Genomic DNA, 18,207 nt, shown 5'->3' with positions numbered 1-18,207 from the left:
GAGTTTGCGCGCGCCGGTGTGCGGCGCGCGCCTGCAAAGGAAGGTTTATGAGTAACCAACTGTTCGACGCCTATTTCACGGGCAAGGCCATGGGCGCGGTGTTTTGTGATCATGGCCGGGTTCAAGCCATGCTCGACTTCGAGGCCGCCCTGGCTCGGGCTCAAGCCAGCACTGGGCTGATTCCGTCGTCAGCAGTTGCACCGATTGAAGCTGCTTGCCGCGCCGAACTCTACGACTTTGAAGCCTTGGGGCTGGCCATCGCCAGCGCTGGCAACTCGGCCATCCCGTTGGTGAAAGCGCTCGGCAAGCAGATTGCCAGCGTCAGCCCCGAGGCCGAGCGTTATGTGCACTTGGGCGCCACCAGCCAGGACGTGATGGACAGCGGGCTGGTCTTGCAACTGCGCGCCGCCCTGGAACTGATCGAGCAGGATTTGCAGCAGTTGGGCGAAGTCCTCGCGCAACAGGCCCAGCGCTATGCCACCACGCCTTTGGCGGGTCGCACCTGGTTGCAGCAAGCAACGCCTGTGACCTTGGGGATGAAAATCGCCGGTTGGCTGGGCGCCGTCACGCGCAGCCGTCAGCGGCTTCAAGCGTTAAAACCGCGTTTGCTGAGCCTGCAGTTTGGCGGCGCTTCGGGCACTTTAGCCGCGCTGGGTGAGCAAGCGTTACCCGTGGCGCACGCGTTGGCCGCCGAGTTGAAGCTCGCGTTGCCCGACCAGCCCTGGCACACCCAGCGTGACCGTCTGGTGGAGTTTGGGGCGGTGCTCGGGTTGGTGGCAGGTAGCCTAGGCAAGATGGGCCGCGACATCAGTTTGCTTATGCAGACCGAGGCGGCGGAAGTTTTCGAGCCTTCAGCGCCGGGCAAGGGCGGGTCTTCGACCATGCCGCACAAGCGCAATCCGGTGGGTTCTGCCGTATTGATCAGCGCGGCGACGCGGGTTCCTGGCCTGCTCAGCACCTTGTTCAGCGCCATGCCACAAGAGCACGAGCGCAGTTTGGGCTTGTGGCATGCCGAGTGGGAAACCCTCCCGCAGATTTGCTGTTTGGTGGCAGGCGCGTTGGCTCAAGCCCTCAATATTGCCCAGGGGGTGGAAGTGGATGCCCAGCGCATGGCGCAAAACCTCGATTTGACCCACGGCCTGGTATTGGCCGAAGCCGTGAGTATTGAATTGGCGCAGCGAGTGGGGCGCGAAACCGCGCATCACCTGTTGGAGCAATGCTGTAAGCGGGCCGTGGCCGAGCATCGGCATCTGCGTGCGGTGTTGGGCGATGAGCCCGAGATTACCGCGCAGTTATCGTCAGCCGAACTGGATCGCTTGCTCGATCCTGCTCATTACCTGGGGCAAGCGACGACGTGGGTCGAGCGGGCAAGGGCTGAACATTTTGCGTTGGCAGTCTAAAAAGGAGATGGCCGTGGGGCGTGTACAACTGGCAGAAGGTGAACTCAACTACCAACTCGATGGCCCGAAAGGCGCCCCGGTGTTGGTGTTGTCCAACTCATTGGGCACGGACCTGGGCATGTGGGCGACGCAAGTTCCAGCGTTCGCGGAGCATTTTCAGGTACTGCGATACGACACCCGTGGCCATGGCCAGTCGCTGGTGACCGAAGGCCCGTACAGCATTGAGCAGTTGGGCGGCGATGTACTGGCGTTACTCGATGCGCTGCATATTGAGCGTGCGCATTTTTGCGGCTTGTCGATGGGCGGCCTGATTGGCCAGTGGTTGGGCATACATGCCGGTTCACGCCTGAATTCACTGGTGGTGTGCAACACTGCGGCCAAGATTGGTGAGCCGTCGGTGTGGAACCCGCGAATTGAAATGGTGCTGCGTGACGGTGCAGCGGCGATGGCCGGGTTGCGTGATGCCTCGATTGCCCGCTGGTTTACCGCAGATTACGCCCAAGCCCACCCGAATCAAGCCAAACGCATTACTGACATGCTGGCGGCCACCTCGCCGCAGGGCTATGCCGCCAACTGCGCGGCGGTGCGCGATGCCGATTTTCGTGATCAGCTCGGTGCGATTCGTGTGCCGACGCTGGTCATTGCAGGTACCGAAGATGCCGTGACGCCGCCTTCGGGCAGCCATTTCATTCAGGAGCACGTGGCCGGTGCCGAATACGCAGAGTTTTACGCGGCGCACTTGTCCAACGTGCAGGCCGGTGATGCGTTCAGCCAGCGGGTGTTGGCCTTTTTGTTAGCACAATAAGCGGTTTAAGGAGCGTTTTGTGGACGAGAAACAACGTTATGAAGAGGGCATGGGCGTACGCCGCGCCGTGCTAGGCGATGCGCACGTCGACCGTAGCCTGAACGCCCTGACCGAGTTCAACAGCGAATTCCAGGAAATGATCACCCGCCATGCATGGGGTGATATCTGGACGCGGCCTGGATTGCCACGTCATACCCGTAGCCTGATTACCATTGGGATGCTGATCGGCATGAACCGCAGCGAAGAACTCAAACTGCACCTGCGTGCCGCTGCCAACAATGGCGTTACCCGCGCAGAGATCAAAGAAGTGATCATGCAGAGCGCGATCTACTGCGGCATTCCGGCAGCCAACGCGACCTTCCATTTGGCGGAGTCGGTATGGGACGAGTTGGGCGTGGAGTCCCGGGAATAGTCATATGACCAACAAAAAACCCGCCAAGTGGCGGGTTTTTTGTTTTATCGGGTCGCTATCAAGCTTTTGGCGGCTTGTCCGATACAGGCCGGTTTTGCCCGGTCTGCTCGTACCAGCCACCGCCCAGCGCCTTGTACAGAGTGACTTCGCTGGTCAACTGCGACAGACGATCGGTGATCAACGCCTGTTGCGCGCTGAACAACGAGCGCTGTGCATCAAGGAACGTCAGGTTGCTGTCGACACCAATCCGATAACGACGCTCTGCCAGACGGTAGTAGTCCTGGTTGGCGTTAACGAAATCGGCTTGCGCCTGCAATTGCTGGTTGTAGGTTTGACGTGCTGCCAGGCCGTCAGAGACTTCCTGGAATGCCGTCTGAATCGCCTTCTCGTATTGCGAGACGGTGATTTCCTTTTGGATTTTCGAGTAGTCCAGGCTCGCGCGCAGAGCGCCAGCGTTGAAGATCGGCAGGTTGATCTGTGGCGAGAACAGCCAGGTGCCCGAACCGCCCTTGAACAGACCCGAAAGGTCTGGGCTCAAGGTCCCGGCATTGGCGGTGAGGCTGATGCTCGGGAAGAACGCGGCGCGTGCGGCACCAATGTTGGCGTTGGCCGCCAACAACTGGTGCTCGGCCTGAAGGATGTCCGGACGACGTTGCAGCAAGTCAGACGGCAAGCCCGCTGGCATTTGGGTCAGCAAATCAGCCGACAGCGGTTTGGCTGGCGGCAGATTGTCCGGGACGGTAGTGCCGAGCAGCAGGGCCAGGCTGTTTTCATCCTGGGCAACCTGACGGGTGTACTTGGCCAATTGAACTTTGGCGTTTTCCACTGACGTGCGCGACTGACTGAGTTCCAGGGCCGAAGCCACACCCACTTCATTGCTGCGCAGAGTCAGCTTGTAGCTTTCATCGAACGCCTTGAGGGTGTCTTCAGTCAGCTTGAGCAGCTCTTTGTCCGCTTGCCAGGTCAGGTAAGCAGTCGCAACGTTGGCCACCAGACTGATCTGGGTGGAACGGCGGGCTTCTTCGGTGGCGAAGTAGTTTTCCAGAGCCTGATCGCTCAGGCTGCGGATACGTCCGAACAAGTCCAGCTCATACGCACTGACCCCAAGGGTCGCGGAGTATTGGCTGGTAATGCCCGCCTTGCCGGTTTGCGACATGCGCGCCGGGGTGCGTTGACGGCTGCCGCTGGCATCTGCGGTCACCGCCGGGAACAGGTCCGCACGCTGGATACGGTACTGCGCGGCATAGGCGTCGATGTTCAGCGCCGCGACCCGAAGGTCGCGGTTGTTGACCAGTGCTGTCTGGATCAGCTGTTGCAGGGCTGGGTCATGGAAAAACTGACGCCAGCCTTGTTCTGCAGCGGCCTGGTTTGGCGCCTCATTCGGCGAGTAGGCCGGGCCCTGCGGGTATTGCGCGGCTATCGGCGCTTCGGGGCGCTGGTAGTCCGGTATCAGCGAGCAGCCACTCAGCGTAAACGCTGCAACCGCTACTGCGAGAAGCGACTTGCTCATTGGCCAGCCTCTTTGTTTGGAGTGTTAGTCAGTTCTTCTTTTTGCTCAGTGTCTTTTTTATTGCCAATCGAGGAGACGGCAACAAAGAACAGCGGCACCCAGAAAATAGCCAGCAGGGTCGCACTCAGCATCCCGCCGATTACACCTGTACCGATGGCGTGCTGGCTGCCCGAGCCTGCGCCGTGGGAGATGGCCAGCGGCACAACACCGAGAATGAACGCCAGGGACGTCATGATGATCGGTCGCAGACGCATCCGGCACGCTTCAATCGCGGCATCGAACAGACTACGCCCTTGTTCATGCAGTTCCTTGGCAAACTCGACGATCAGAATGGCGTTTTTCGCTGCCAGACCGATGGTCGTCAACAGACCTACCTGGAAGTACACGTCGTTGGACAGGCCACGCAGGCTGGTAGCCAGCAGCGCACCAATAATCCCCAGCGGTACAACGAGCATGACCGCGATCGGAATCGACCAGCTTTCATACAATGCGGCAAGACACAGGAAGACCATCAGCAAGGAAATCGCGTACAAGGCAGGGGCTTGCGAACCTGACAAACGTTCCTCGTAAGACAGACCGGTCCAGGAAATACCGACACCTTTAGGGAGTTTCTTGGCGATGGCTTCAACTTCTGCCATGGCCTCACCACTGCTGTAGCCCGGAGCAGGTGTACCCAGAATCTCCATGGCTTCTACGCCGTTATAACGCGACAGTTTGGGTGAGCCGTAAATCCACTCGCCCTTGGCAAAGGCCGAGAACGGCACCATGGTTCCCTGGTCGTTACGCACATACCACTTCTTCAGGTCTTCCGGGCTCATGCGGGAAGAGGCGGTACCTTGCAGGAACACCTTTTTTACCCGGCCGTGGTCGATGAAGTCGTTGACGTAGCTGGCACCCAGCGCGATGGACAGCGTGTTGTTGAGGTCCGACAGACTTACGCCCAGCGCTTGTGCGGCTTCATCGTCGATGATCAGTTTGTACTGAGGTTCGTCGTTCAAGCCGTTTGGACGTACGCCCGCGAGGATTTTGCTTTGCGAAGCCATACCGAGGAACTGGTTACGCGCTTCCAGCAATTTCTCGTGGCCAATGCCTGCCTGGTCTTGAAGGAAAAAGTCAAAACCGGTGGCGTTACCCAACTCCATGACCGCTGGCGGAGCAAACGCAAACACCATCGCATCGCGGAAAGTGAAGAAGTGCTGCTGGGCACGTGCTGCCAGTGCAAACACGCTGTTATCGGCATCACGCTCGCCCCAAGGCTTGAGCATGATGAATGCCAGGCCCGAGCTTTGACCACGACCTGCGAAGTTGAAGCCGTTAACGGTAAACACCGAGGACACCGCCGATGTTTCGTCGGTGAGCAGGTATTCACGCATCCGGTCGATGACTTCCTGAGTTCGCTCGGCCGAGGTACCCGGTGGGGTTTGAACCTGAGCAAAGAGTACACCCTGGTCTTCTTCCGGCAGGAAGGAGCTAGGAATGCGGGTGAACAGGAACACCATGCCCACAACGATCAGGACATAGGCCAGCAGGTACGGTGCTTTGTGGCGCAGAATGCTGCCTACGCTTTTTTCGTAGCCGCGTACGCCGCTGTCAAAAGTACGGTTGAACCAGCCGAAGAACCCACGCTTGTTCTGACCGTGATCACCCTTGGTGATCGGTTTGAGCATCGTGGCACACAGAGCCGGGGTGAACACCAGGGCGACCACAACCGACAGGGCCATGGCCGATACGATGGTGATCGAGAACTGACGGTAGATCACACCGGTGGAGCCGCCGAAGAACGCCATTGGCAGCAATACCGCCGACAGTACGAGGGCAATACCCACCAGAGCGCCCTGGATCTGGCCCATGGACTTCTTGGTAGCTTCTTTGGGCGGCAGGCCTTCCTCGGCCATTACCCGCTCGACGTTTTCCACCACAACGATGGCATCGTCCACCAGCAAGCCGATGGCCAGGACCATACCGAACATGGTCAGGGTGTTAATGCTGAAGCCTGCAGCGGCCAGGATCCCGAAGGTACCCAGCAATACAACCGGTACGGTCATCGTGGTGATGATGGTGGCGCGGAAGTTTTGCAGGAACAGGAACATCACCAGGAACACCAGCACGACTGCTTCTACCAGTGTTTCAACAACCCCTTTGATAGAGGCCGAGATCACCGGAGTGGTGTCATACGGGAATACGACTTCCATCCCTGGCGGGAAGAAGGGTTCCAAGTCAGTAATGGTTTTGCGAACGGCTTTGGCTGTGTCCAGAGCGTTAGCGTCAGACGCCAGTTTGATTGCAATACCGGAAGATGGCTTGCCGTTGTACTGGGCGCTGATGCTGTAGTTCTCACCGCCAAGGCCCACTTCGGAGACATCACCCAGGCGAACCTGAGAGCCGTCGGTGTTCACTTTCAGCAGGATCTTTTTAAACTCGTCTGCGGTTTGCAGGCGGGTTTTACCAATGATCGTTGCGTTCAGTTCCTGGCCTTTCAGCGCAGGCAGACCACCCAGTTGACCGGAAGACACCTGTACGTTCTGCGCCGAGATCGCGGATTTAACATCCACCGGGGTCAGGTTGTACTTGTTCAACTTGGCCGGGTCCAGCCAGATACGCATGGCGTACTGAGCACCGAACACCTGGAAGTCACCCACACCTGCCGTCCGCGACAGCGGGTCTTGCATGTTGGAGACGATGTAGTTCGACAAGTCGTCCTTGTTCATGCTGCCGTCGGTGGACACCACGCCGACTACCATCAGGAAGTTTTTCACTGCCTTGGTAACCCGGATACCCTGCTGCTGCACTTCTTGCGGCAGCAGTGGGGTGGCCAGGTTCAGCTTGTTCTGGACCTGGACCTGAGCGGTGTCAGGGTTGGTACCCTGGTCGAACGTTACGGTAATGGTCATGCTGCCGTCGGAGTTACTTTCCGATGACACGTAACGCAAGTGGTCAATACCGTTAAGTTGCTGCTCGATCACCTGAACCACGGTGTCCTGTACGGTTTGTGCCGAAGCACCCGGATATGTCACGGAAATCGAGATGGCCGGTGGTGCGATGCTCGGGTACTGGTTTATCGGCAGCTTGAGGATCGATAAAGCCCCGACCAGCATGATCACCAGGGCTATTACCCAGGCGAAAATTGGACGGTCGATAAAAAATTTCGACATGGTTTATTCCCCTTTACTGCCCGAAGCTTTATCAGTGGCCGGGGCCGATGCCGGGGTTGCGCCTGGAGTCTTGTCCATGATTTTGACTTCAGCGCCTGGACGGACGTACTGCAGGCCGTCTGTAATCAAACGGTCACCGGCGTTCAGGCCTTTTTCTACCAGCCAGTCGCTGCCAACCGTGCGCGTTGCTTGCAACACACGCAGCTCAACTTTGTTGTCCGGACCGACGATAAGGGCCGTTGGCTCGCCTTTGGCGTTGTGGGTGACGCCAATTTGTGGGGCCAGAATGGCATCGCTGTTAATGCCCGCTTCCAGTTGGGCGTGAACGAACATACCAGGCAACAGAACGCTGTCAGGGTTCGGGAACACCGCACGCAGGGTGACGGAACCGGTGGTTTCGTCTACCGAGACTTCGGTGAACTCAAGACGACCTTCCAGTGGGTATTCGCTACCGTCCGGCAGGGTCAGTTTGACCTTGGCAGCGTTCTCACCGGCCTTTTTCAGACGGCCATCTGCCAGGTCGCGACGCAGTTCCAGCATCTCTACCGAGGACTGGGTTACGTCTACGTAAATCGGGTCCAGTTGAGTGATCACGGCCAATGCATTGGCTTGGCCACTGGTTACGAGTGCGCCTTCAGTGAACAGCGAGCGACCAATACGACCTGACAGCGGCGCCAGGACCTTGGTATAGCGCAGGTTTACCTGAGCGGTTTTCAGTGCAGCTTCGGCTTCAAGGCGAGCGGCTTCGGCGTTGTCGTATTCCTGACGGCTTACGGCTTGCTCTGCAACCAGTTGCTTGTAGCGATCAGCCAGGGACTTGGCCGATTGCAAGGTCGCCTTGGCGCTCAGCACGCTGCTTTCGTAGATAGCCGGATCGATTTGATACAGCTGCTGGCCTTCTTTAACGTCGCTGCCTTCTTTGAAGTAGCGCTTAAGGATAATGCCGTTCACTTGAGGGCGAACTTCTGCCGAACGATACGAAGTCGTCCGACCTGGAAGATCGGTGGTCAAGGTAAATGGCTGGGTTTTCAGCGTCACGACGCCGACCTGAGGGGTTTGTGGGGCAGGTGCTGCCTCTTCCTTCTTACATCCGCTGAGCAGCGAAGCTAGGGTGATGGCAGCAACCAGAGCGGTAACAGCTGGCTTAAATTGCATGAAGATCCTCGGGTCAGGCACGCGAAAGCGCACAAGAATAGTGGAAGGGTATAGAAAGCTGTTCCGGGTGGATAAAGAGCTTGCTAAGGAATATACTTACATTCATGTCTGTTTGTAAACAGTGGGAATCTGTCGCAAGCAGCGTTCCAGAGTCCATTTTTGAGTCCGTAGTAGACCGGGATAAGGCAGAACAAACGCCACCCGATGCCGGTTTGGATACCGAACTGAAATTGTCCAGACCCTCCTGATTGAGGTTGTGATTGTTATGGTGCGTCGTACCAAAGAAGAAGCTCAGGAAACCCGGAGCAAAATCCTCGAAGCAGCCGAGCAGGCCTTTTATGAAAGAGGGGTTGCCCGCACCACGCTGGCTGATATCGCTGCGTTGGCGGGTGTCACCCGGGGCGCTATCTACTGGCATTTCAGCAACAAGGCTGACCTGGTTCAGGCCATGCTGGACAGTCTGCGTGAACCTTTGGAAGAACTGGCCAAAGCCAGCGAGAGCCAAGAGGAGCTTGATCCGCTGGGCTGCTTGCGCAGTTTGTTGGTTCATCTGTTTCGTCAGGTGGCGACTGATCCGAAAACTCGGCGTATCAATGAGATTTTGTTTCATAAGTGCGAATTCACTGACGAAATGTGCGATTTGCGCCGTCAACGCCAAATGGCAAGTGTCGACTGTAACAGCCGGATCGAGCTCACGCTGAGTAATGCAGTCCATCGCGAACAACTCCCTTCGAACCTGGATGCCCGTCGTGCGGCAATCGCTTTGCACGCCTATATAGACGGTATTCTTGGGCAATGGCTGCTGGTTCCCGACTGCTTTGAACTCTATAAAGAAGCCGAAACCTGGGTCGACACCTGCATTGACATGCTGCGTCTCAGTCCTAGCCTGCGTAGCCCGCAGCTCAATAGAGCTTGAGTCTAGTTGCCTGAAGGCATAAGGCTAGTGAAGTTTTTACCCGTGGCGTGAATTGATACCAGATGGCCTTTATATATGTCTACGCTGCGGGTTTAAAGTTAGTCAGCTAAGTATTTTGTAGTGTAATTGTTACCAGTCGGGTGTCCTTATCGCCCTTAAACGCAAAAAGCCCCGGCTCGCAAGAGACCGGGGCTTTTTGGTGCAGCGTGAATCAGCGTTCGAGATCTTTGATCTTGCCTGCCACGCCATCCCACTCTTCCGCGTCCGGCAGAGCGTCTTTCTTTTCAGTGATGTTTGGCCAGATTTCAGCCAGCTCAACATTCAACTGAATAAATTGTTCCATGCCGGCAGGCACTTCATCTTCCGAGAAGATGGCTTGTGCAGGGCATTCAGGCTCACAAAGCGCGCAGTCAATGCACTCATCCGGGTGAATTACCAGGAAGTTCGGGCCTTCGTAGAAGCAGTCCACCGGACAGACTTCTACGCAGTCGGTGTACTTGCACTTGATGCAGTTGTCGGTGACGACGAAGGTCATTTCTAATTTTCTCCTCAGGCGGCGGCAGCGAAGCCCTTACAGTTCGGGTTCGCAGGGCTCAGGAGTGATATCTACTGACCAGGCTAAAAGGCCAGTAGCATCCCGAACCGCGCGCGATTCTAGCAGCTTTTAAAGGCGTGTCTTTAATGTGTAGAGCAAATCAAGTGCTTTACGCGGCGTCATGTTGTCCAGATCGAGCTTGGACAGGTCATCCAGTACGGGGTGCGGCAGGCTGGCAAACAGATCGCTTTGCTGCGGTACTGCTTTTTTGCCAGGTGCTGGTCGCGGTACTTCATGAGGCAGGCTGGTCGTTTCGAGTCGGCTCAAATGTTCACGTGCCCGGGTGATGACATTGGCTGGAACCCCGGCCAATTGTGCAACGGCCAAACCATAGCTTTGACTGGCCGGGCCTGGCAAGACATGGTGCAAAAACACGATGCGTTCATTGTGTTCGGTTGCGCTCAAATGCACGTTGGCGACCAGCGGTTCGTTCTCGGGCAGAACAGTCAGCTCAAAGTAGTGCGTGGCAAACAGGGTGTAAGCGCGCAAGTGAGCGAGGCGTTCGGCGGCTGCCCACGCCAGGGACAAACCGTCGAACGTACTGGTGCCACGGCCCACTTCATCCATCAGCACCAGGCTGCGATCGGTCGCGTTGTGCAGAATATTGGCTGTCTCGCTCATTTCCACCATAAAGGTAGAGCGGCCGCCTGCCAGGTCATCGCTGGAGCCGATCCGGGTGAAGATCCGGTCGACCAGTGACAGTTCGCAACTGGCAGCAGGGACAAAGCTGCCGATATGGGCCAGCAAGACGATCAATGCCGTCTGACGCATGTAGGTCGATTTACCGCCCATGTTAGGACCGGTGATCACCAGCATGCGGGTTTTGTCATCCAGCGCCAGATCGTTGGCCACAAACGGTGTTGTCAGCACTTGCTCGACCACCGGGTGGCGGCCCTGTTCGATACGCATGCACGGCTCGTCGACAAAGCGCGGGCAGTTCAAGTCCAGGTTCAGTGCGCGTTCGGCCAGGTTGCTTAGCACATCGAGCTCGGCCAGCGCGGCGGCGGTGTCCTGCAAAGGCGGCAACTCGCCGATCAGGGTTTCCAGCAGCGCCTCGTAGAGCATTTTTTCGCGGGCCAGCGCGCGGCTTTTGGCCGACAGGGCTTTATCTTCGAAGGCTTTTAGCTCCGGCGTGATAAAGCGCTCAGCGCCTTTGAGGGTTTGCCGGCGAATGTAGTCGGCAGGTGCTTGTTCGGCCTGTTTGCTCGGCAGCTCGATAAAGTAGCCGTGCACGCGGTTGTACCCCACCTTGAGGTGGCTCAGGCCGGTTCGGGCTTTTTCTCGCGCTTCAAGATCAATCAGGAATTGCCCGGCGTTCTCGCTCAGCGATTGCAGTTCATCCAGCTCAGCGTCATAACCGGTTTTCAGCACGCCGCCATCACGGATCACCGCAGGCGGGTTGTCATTGATGGCTTTTTCCAGCAGCGCCGCCAGTTCCGGGTAGGTGCTGGTGATGATGGCCAGTTGTTGCAGATGTGGGGCTTCGAGGCCGATCATGGCATCTTGCAGTTCAGGCAACGCGCCCAGGGCGTCACGCAAGCGCGCCAAGTCTCGCGGGCGAGCATTGCGCAGGCCGATACGCGCAAGTATCCGCTCCAGATCACCGATCTCTTTAAGCTGTGGTTGCAGCTTTTCAAAGCGATAACCATCGAGCAGGCAGGTAATCGACGACTGACGGGCCAACAACACGCTCAAGTCACGCAGCGGCCGGTTCAGCCAGCGGGTCAGCAGGCGGCTGCCCATCGAGGTCTGGCAACGGTCGACCACCGATTGCAAGGTGTTGTCGCGACCACCGGCCAGGTTGGTGTCCAATTCCAGGTTGCGACGGCTGGCGCCATCCAGCACCACGGTGTCATCCAGGCGTTCATGGCGCAGGCTGCGCAAATGGGGCAGGGCAGTGCGCTGGGTTTCTTTGGCGTAGCTGAGCAAGCAACCGGCAGCGCCAATTGCCAGGGTCAGGTTCTCGCAACCGAAGCCTTTTAGGTCTTGGGTCGAAAACTGCTGGCACAGGCTTTTAAACGCCGAATCACGTTCAAAGTCCCACGGCGCGCGGCGACGAACGCCACGGCGTTTTTCGGCAGGCAGGCCTTGTGGCCAGTCGTCCGGAATCATCAACTCCACCGGGTTGATGCGCTCCAGTTCGGCCAACAGGTTTTCCCAGCCTTTAATCTCCAGCACCGAGAAATTGCCGCTGGTGATGTCCATCACCGCCAGGCCAAACAGACGCTCATCGCCCAGTACGGCGGCAATCAGGTTGTCACGGCGTTCATCCAGCAGCGCCTCATCGCTGACGGTGCCCGGCGTGATGATACGCACCACTTGACGCTCAACCGGGCCCTTGCTGGTTGCCGGGTCGCCGATCTGTTCGCAAATCACCACCGACTCGCCCAGCTTGACCAACTTGGCCAAGTAACCTTCGGCGGCGTGATAAGGAATCCCGCACATCGGAATCGCCTGCCCGGCCGACTGCCCGCGCGCCGTCAGGGTGATGTCCAGCAACTTGGCCGCCTTCTTCGCGTCTTCATAGAAAATCTCGTAGAAGTCGCCCATGCGATAGAACATCAACTGGTCGGGGTGCTGGTTTTTGAGGCGCCAGTACTGCTGCATCATCGGGGTGTGTGAAGACAGGTCGGAAGTATTCTTACTCATGAGAAGGCTTAGGCGGATTCGATTAAAAGGTGGGTGAAAAGCGGGCGTCAGGCGCGGCTATTTCGCAATGGGCGCAAGGTTAACATGTCAGCCCCCTGCATCTACAGGTGTGTACCGGGCGTGCTGACGCGTTGCTATAAATAGAAGAAATAGCATTTGCCATCTATAAACACGGCCAGCACTATTCTCGGCATGTCCAAACGAAATGTTTCAACGGTCTTGAAAGAACTGCTTGCCCGGCACCAGATCAGCGCGATGACGCTGCATCGGAGCACGGGAGTCCCGCAGTCCACACTCTCGCGGATTTTGAGCGGGAAAATTGTCGATCCTTCCGACAGACATATCTCCAAGATTGCCGAGTATTTCCACATCAGCACTGATCGCCTGCGGGGGCGAGATGATCGCGCCAGCTCAGTCTTTTCTGACAGTCCGCCCAGGCATGCTGAGTTGCGTGACATCTCGTTGTGGGATGACGACACCCCCGTGGCCGATGACGAAGTGTCCATTGCGTTCTTGCGCCAGGTCGAATTGGCCGCAGGCTCGGGGCGTTTTGCCATTGAAGAGAGCGAGCGGGCCAAGTTGCGTTTCGGCAAGCGCAGTCTGCGCCACAACGGCGTGGAGTTTGACCAGGCAAAGTGTGTGACGGTGCGCGGTGAAAGCATGCTTCCGGTGCTGCGTGACGGCGCCACGGTGGGCGTCAATGTCGGCAAGCGCTCACTTGAGGAGGTCATCGACGGTGACCTGTATGCGCTCAACCACAACGGCCAGCTGCGCGTGAAGCAGCTGTATCGTCTGGCCTGTGGCATTCGTTTACGTAGTTTTAATCGCGATGAGTATCCCGATGAGGACTATGACTACGCCGATCTGGAGGATGAGCAACTGGTGATTCTGGGCCATGTCTTCTGGTGGGGCATGTACGCTCGTTAGCCTGCAGTTTTAAGAATGAGCCCACGTCTAAGTGGGCTTTTTCTTACCTATTGAAAGACTGATCGCACTGCTCACGTTGCCTTTTCTGGCTGATAACGGTGTTCAAAACAAATATATGCATTGGTGCATTGACTGTATATCCATACATGCATAGTCTTTGTCACATCGCGGTTCCCCGATCTGACTCGCGCAGGGATGCGACGCGGCGGGCAGCGTGTCCGCTGTTCAGCTCAGGCCAGACACTGGCTTTTATCAGTAAGGATTCAGGAGTGATGGCACGATGAATGAGCCGCAAATATTGCAGGATATGCCGCTGCTGCTGGTCATCCTTCTCGCTTTGGTGGGCGGCGTCTTTGGCGAGATGTGGCGCGCAGATAAAGAAGGTGCAAGCGGCTGGCTGCTGGTCCGGCGGCTGGCGTTACGTTCCGGTGCATGCATGGTGTGTGGTGTTTCCACCTTTATGTTGTTGTACGCCGCCGGGATGTCGATTTTGGCGGCTGGTGCCTTTGGTTGCCTGACCGCGCTGGCGGGGGCCGATGCTGCAATTAGCGTGTATCAGCGTTGGGCCGCCAAGCGCCTGGGGGTCGACAGTGCGGCGCCGGACTCGCGCAGCGAGCGCTAGGCTTGGGTGGCATCGCCTTGCAACGCTCACCGGCTCGTGTAGGTTATGGCGCTTGGGCGCATCCACAGGAGAACCTTATGGACCCACTCTCTCAACTGGCGGCTGAACTTGGGCGCCACCTTCAGACTCTTAACGCTCACGTCACAACCGCAGAGTCGTGCACGGGCGGAGGGATTGCCGAGGCCATCACCCGTATCGCCGGCAGTTCTGCCTGGTTCGAGGCGGGGTTTGTGACCTATTCCAATCAACAAAAGACCCTGCAGCTTGATGTGCCGCAGGCGCTGTTTACTCAGGTTGGAGCCGTCAGCCGCGAAGTGGTCGAGGCGATGGTCCGCGGCGCGCAGGCGCACAGTGATGCACGCTTTGCTGTCGCCGTCAGTGGCGTCGCCGGCCCTGGCGGCGGTTCGCCAGAGAAACCGGTAGGCACGGTCTGGCTGGCGTGGGGCGTTGGTGACGAGGTGACGGCCGAGTGCAGGCACTTCCCGGGCGATCGCGACGAGGTCCGTCGACAAACCGTTATTGCGGCGCTGGAAGGCCTAATACGCCGAACGGTACGAGAAATAGAAAATCAGGGGTAGGCGATCGTTTAACCCTGTGGAATAATACTGGCTACTTATACAGTTATCGGCCGTCATGGCCTTATTGATTTTGAGAGGACTTTAATGGACGACAACAAGAAGAAAGCCTTGGCTGCGGCCCTGGGTCAGATCGAACGTCAATTCGGCAAAGGCGCCGTCATGTTGATGGGCGATCAAGATCGCCAGCCAATCCCTGCTATTTCTACAGGTTCGCTGGGTCTGGACATCGCGCTGGGCATCGGCGGTCTGCCAAAAGGCCGTATTGTTGAAATCTACGGTCCAGAGTCCTCGGGTAAAACCACCCTGACGTTGTCTGTGATTGCACAAGCGCAAAAAGCGGGTGCAACCTGTGCCTTCGTTGACGCCGAGCACGCGCTGGACCCTGAGTATGCGGGCAAGCTGGGTGTGAACGTCGATGACCTGCTGGTTTCCCAGCCCGATACGGGCGAGCAGGCACTGGAAATCACCGATATGCTGGTGCGTTCCAACGCTGTTGACGTGATCATCATCGACTCCGTGGCCGCGCTGACCCCTAAAGCTGAAATTGAAGGCGACATGGGCGACGCACACGTGGGCCTGCAAGCCCGTTTGATGTCGCAAGCACTGCGTAAAATCACCGGTAACATCAAAAACGCCAACTGCCTGGTGATCTTCATCAACCAGATCCGTATGAAGATCGGCGTAATGTTCGGTAGCCCGGAAACCACCACTGGTGGTAACGCCCTGAAGTTCTACTCGTCTGTTCGTCTGGACATCCGTCGTACGGGTGCCGTGAAAGAAGGCGACGTGGTGGTGGGTAGCGAAACCCGCGTCAAAGTGGTCAAGAACAAAGTGGCACCGCCATTCCGTCAGGCCGAGTTCCAGATTCTGTATGGCAAGGGCATCTACCTCAACGGTGAGATGATCGACCTGGGCGTATTGCACGGCTTCGTTGAAAAAGCGGGCGCCTGGTACAGCTATAACGGCAACAAAATTGGTCAGGGCAAGGCGAACTCCGCCAAGTTCCTGGACGATAACCCGGACATCAAGGACGCCCTCGAGAAACAACTGCGTGCCAAGCTGTTGGGCCCAAAAACTGACAGCGAACTGGCCGAGCTGAAGGTCATGCCCAAACTGAGCAAGGCTGCCAAAGTGGCGGCTGAAGAAGCAGAAGCGGCAGAAATCGAGCTCGAGAACTCTGCAGAAAACGATAACTGATAGAACTCATGACTGTCGTTTTGGATAACCTCGTCGCGGTGCGACGAGCTGCAATGGACCTGCTCGCGCGACGCGAGCATGGTCGAGTCGAGCTGATGCGCAAATTGCGTCAGCGCGGAGCTTGCCCCGACATGATCGACATCGCCCTCGACCGTTTAACGGAAGAAGGGCTGTTGTCGGAGTCGCGTTACCTCGAAAGCTATATCAATTACCGTGCAGGCTCTGGCTATGGCCCTTTGCGTATTCGCGAAGAGCTTGGACAGCGCGGTTTGTCGCGTGGCGATATTGAAGAGGCGTTGCGCGAAAGTGGCTTTAACTGGCAAGAACAGCTGGAAGACACCTGGCGTCGCAAGTTTGCAGGCAAGTTGCCTGAAGATGCAAAAGAGCGTGCCCGCCAAGGCCGCTTCTTGAGTTATCGCGGTTATACGATGGACATGATTGGTCGCGTATTAAGCGGCCGAGAATTCGACGACTAGCGACTACCTGTAGCCGCTGCCGAAGGCTGCGATGGGTCGCGAAGCGGCCCTGTTTTAATCCAGACACCCAACTCTGACGTCAGACTAGTCCGCCAGCGACTCACACTCTGCCGACGTGGCTGCCATGTCGGCCATTTCCCAGTGCTGCGGCAGATTGATAAAGTCGACCAACTCCCGCAAACGTCCCTGATTACGCCCGCTGAATGCAAAGCTCAAACGGTATAAGTTGAGTGACGCGTCATGGTCTATGCCGTCATCCGGCGACTGACAAAACCCATTGCTCAAGCAGATATCGGCGAATGCTTTTTGGATATGCGCGAGCGCGTGCACATTGAGCGGGTACTTCATGCGCACAACGAACGTTTTATTCAGCCAGCGGGTGGAATGGAAGTTGTTATAAAACTGATTGATCTCAGCCAATGCCTCTTCGGCACTAGAGGCAAAGCGCATCAGTTTCAGGTCGTTAGGCAGAATGTACTGATTGGCTTCCAACTCGTTGTGGACGAACTCCAGCGCACTTTTCCAATAGGTGCCGCCCGGCATGTCCAGCAACACGATGGGCACCAAGGGCGACTTGCCGGTTTGAATCAGCGTCAACACTTCTAAGGCTTCATCCAGCGTGCCAAAGCCACCAGGGCACATGACCAGAGCGTCCGCTTCCTTGATGAAAAACAGCTTGCGGGTGAAGAAGAAGTGGAAGGCCAATAGATTGGCAGAACCATTGATCGTCGGGTTGGCGCGCTGTTCAAAAGGCAGGGTGATATTAAAGCCCAGGCTGTGCTCAAGCCCCGCCCCTTCATGGGCGGCGCCCATGATGCCAGCACCGCCTCCGGTAATCACCATCATGTCAGCGCGTGCCAGTGTCGCACCCACTTCACGGGCCAGTGCATACAGCGGGTGTTCTACCGGCGTGCGTGCCGATCCGAAGACCGTGACTTTTCGGCGGCCTTTGAAGGTTTGCAGTACACGGAAGGTTTTTTCCAGCTCGCGAACAGCTTGCAACATGATCTTGGCGTTCCAGCGATCAAGATCATCGTGGGCCATGCGCAAAACAGTGAACAACATTTCGCGATACAGCGGCCGGTTGGGGCTGTCGGGTGCGACAAGCTGCAACTGCGCGTCCACGTGTTGAGCGAGGTCGAGGCCCTGGCCTTCGAAATACAGGGGAAGGGAGTCACTGGATTGATCGGGCATGCATTACTCCTTCAACACAACATCCTTTAAAACGCCGCACGTGGGGCTGCCCCCAAGACACAGCGTGTCACCATCATGCCTTGATAATGGTCCTGAGTTGTTGGCGCTGGCAACCGCTAATTGGCTGATGTAAATGAAGAATTGGAGAGGAGGAGGGTGCACGCCATTGTTAGCAACGGCGTGCAACAGACGCGGAATCAGCCTTTGCGCTTGCAGTTATCGGCGCGGATGTCTTGGGTCAGTACCGATTTGTTATTGCCGTACTCCCGGATGTCGAAGCGCATGGTGGCACCACGGGCCAACAGTTTGCGGAAGTTGGGGTCGCTGCAAACGCTACGGCCCAGCTGCGGGACGGCCAACTCGGGAGCAGAGCGCATTTTGGCGGCCATGTTCGGGCTGGCTTCCAGGCTGTTGATCAGTACGGTGCCATCAACCGTGAAGCCTTTATCCAGCAAATCGGGGCTGATAGCCCGTGGTTTCCCAACGTTGCTGGCTTCTGCGGTCGCTTGCAGGGACTTGTTCAGATTGAATTCTGCAAGAGAGGCCGCTTGCGCGCCCAAAGGCAGTGCCAGCATTAAGGCTACGGTTGGAATAATAGTGCGCAACATGAAACTCTCCT

Annotated in this window: 16 protein-coding genes; 9 read left to right on the top strand and 7 right to left on the bottom strand. The window is 57.3% G+C overall.

Annotated elements, in window-relative coordinates:
* Positions 1-47: 47 nt before the first annotated feature.
* Genes GHO32_RS21575 through pcaC form a run of 3 tightly spaced genes read left to right on the top strand, consistent with a single transcriptional unit; the run spans position 48 to position 2,617 of the window.
* On the top strand, positions 48-1,400 hold the full coding sequence (locus GHO32_RS21575; protein WP_153335695.1) for a 3-carboxy-cis,cis-muconate cycloisomerase: 1,353 nt from the start codon (positions 48-50) through the stop codon (positions 1,398-1,400).
* Between the two features lie 13 nt (positions 1,401-1,413).
* Complete coding sequence (gene pcaD, locus GHO32_RS21570) at positions 1,414-2,205, top strand: 3-oxoadipate enol-lactonase (protein WP_368668495.1); 792 nt, start codon at positions 1,414-1,416, stop codon at positions 2,203-2,205.
* A 19-nt stretch (positions 2,206-2,224) separates the two neighbouring features.
* Entirely contained in the window at positions 2,225-2,617 is a 393-nt protein-coding gene (gene pcaC, locus GHO32_RS21565; protein WP_368668494.1) for a 4-carboxymuconolactone decarboxylase, read from the top strand.
* A gap of 58 nt (positions 2,618-2,675) precedes the next feature.
* Here the strand turns inward: pcaC and GHO32_RS21560 are convergent, their stop codons facing one another.
* The 3 genes from GHO32_RS21560 to GHO32_RS21550 are packed head-to-tail and all read right to left on the bottom strand — an operon-like array spanning position 2,676 to position 8,434.
* On the bottom strand, positions 2,676-4,127 hold the full coding sequence (locus tag GHO32_RS21560; protein ID WP_153335693.1) for an AdeC/AdeK/OprM family multidrug efflux complex outer membrane factor: 1,452 nt from the start codon (positions 4,125-4,127) through the stop codon (positions 2,676-2,678).
* Positions 4,124-7,279, bottom strand: coding sequence for an efflux RND transporter permease subunit (locus tag GHO32_RS21555; RefSeq protein WP_153338304.1), 3,156 nt, complete (start codon positions 7,277-7,279; stop codon positions 4,124-4,126). The genes GHO32_RS21560 and GHO32_RS21555 overlap by 4 nt, the downstream gene beginning before the upstream one ends.
* Positions 7,280-7,282: 3 nt before the next feature.
* On the bottom strand, positions 7,283-8,434 hold the full coding sequence (locus tag GHO32_RS21550) for an efflux RND transporter periplasmic adaptor subunit (protein ID WP_048369498.1): 1,152 nt from the start codon (positions 8,432-8,434) through the stop codon (positions 7,283-7,285).
* Between the two features lie 265 nt (positions 8,435-8,699).
* On the opposite strand from GHO32_RS21550, the gene GHO32_RS21545 reads away from it, so the two are divergent.
* Positions 8,700-9,350 carry a TetR family transcriptional regulator gene (locus GHO32_RS21545; protein ID WP_123751945.1) on the top strand — a complete coding sequence of 217 codons (651 nt, stop codon included), beginning with the start codon at positions 8,700-8,702 and terminating at the stop codon, positions 9,348-9,350.
* A 211-nt stretch (positions 9,351-9,561) separates the two neighbouring features.
* Here GHO32_RS21545 and fdxA read toward each other — a convergent pair whose 3' ends face one another.
* Both fdxA and mutS read right to left on the bottom strand, forming a co-directional pair.
* Complete coding sequence (fdxA, locus tag GHO32_RS21540; RefSeq protein ID WP_123751946.1) at positions 9,562-9,885, bottom strand: ferredoxin FdxA; 324 nt, start codon at positions 9,883-9,885, stop codon at positions 9,562-9,564.
* Positions 9,886-10,014: 129 nt separating this feature from the next.
* Positions 10,015-12,594, bottom strand: coding sequence for a DNA mismatch repair protein MutS (mutS, locus tag GHO32_RS21535; RefSeq protein WP_123751947.1), 2,580 nt, complete (start codon positions 12,592-12,594; stop codon positions 10,015-10,017).
* Positions 12,595-12,786: 192 nt separating this feature from the next.
* On the opposite strand from mutS, the gene GHO32_RS21530 reads away from it, so the two are divergent.
* The 5 genes from GHO32_RS21530 (at position 12,787) to recX (ending at position 16,394) form a co-directional block, all read left to right on the top strand.
* The gene (locus GHO32_RS21530) at positions 12,787-13,521 is read left to right on the top strand and encodes an XRE family transcriptional regulator (protein WP_153335691.1); all 735 of its coding nucleotides are present in this window, start codon (positions 12,787-12,789) and stop codon (positions 13,519-13,521) included.
* Between the two features lie 280 nt (positions 13,522-13,801).
* A complete protein-coding gene (locus GHO32_RS21525) occupies positions 13,802-14,143 on the top strand; it encodes a phage holin family protein (protein WP_048386556.1) in 342 nt (113 codons plus the stop codon).
* 77 nt (positions 14,144-14,220) lie between these two features.
* A complete protein-coding gene (locus GHO32_RS21520) occupies positions 14,221-14,721 on the top strand; it encodes a CinA family protein (RefSeq protein WP_153335690.1) in 501 nt (166 codons plus the stop codon).
* An 84-nt stretch (positions 14,722-14,805) separates the two neighbouring features.
* On the top strand, positions 14,806-15,918 hold the full coding sequence (recA, locus tag GHO32_RS21515; RefSeq protein WP_153335689.1) for a recombinase RecA: 1,113 nt from the start codon (positions 14,806-14,808) through the stop codon (positions 15,916-15,918).
* Between the two features lie 8 nt (positions 15,919-15,926).
* On the top strand, positions 15,927-16,394 hold the full coding sequence (gene recX / locus GHO32_RS21510; RefSeq protein ID WP_153335688.1) for a recombination regulator RecX: 468 nt from the start codon (positions 15,927-15,929) through the stop codon (positions 16,392-16,394).
* 84 nt (positions 16,395-16,478) lie between these two features.
* Here recX and GHO32_RS21505 read toward each other — a convergent pair whose 3' ends face one another.
* Together GHO32_RS21505 and GHO32_RS21500 are read right to left on the bottom strand one after the other, a co-directional pair.
* Positions 16,479-17,588, bottom strand: a complete 1,110-nt coding sequence (locus GHO32_RS21505; RefSeq protein ID WP_153335687.1) for a TIGR00730 family Rossman fold protein — start codon at positions 17,586-17,588, stop codon at positions 16,479-16,481.
* A 197-nt stretch (positions 17,589-17,785) separates the two neighbouring features.
* Positions 17,786-18,196 carry a PA3611 family quorum-sensing-regulated virulence factor gene (locus tag GHO32_RS21500; RefSeq protein ID WP_048369514.1) on the bottom strand — a complete coding sequence of 137 codons (411 nt, stop codon included), beginning with the start codon at positions 18,194-18,196 and terminating at the stop codon, positions 17,786-17,788.
* Between the last annotated feature and the right edge of the window lie 11 nt (positions 18,197-18,207).

It is taken from the genome of Pseudomonas sp. FSL R10-2189, from assembly GCF_009600325.1.
In the GTDB taxonomy this organism is placed as follows: domain Bacteria; phylum Pseudomonadota; class Gammaproteobacteria; order Pseudomonadales; family Pseudomonadaceae; genus Aquipseudomonas; species Aquipseudomonas helleri.
Note: the sequence above shows the minus strand (reverse complement) of the source record. Positions and strands in the feature narration are given on the sequence as shown.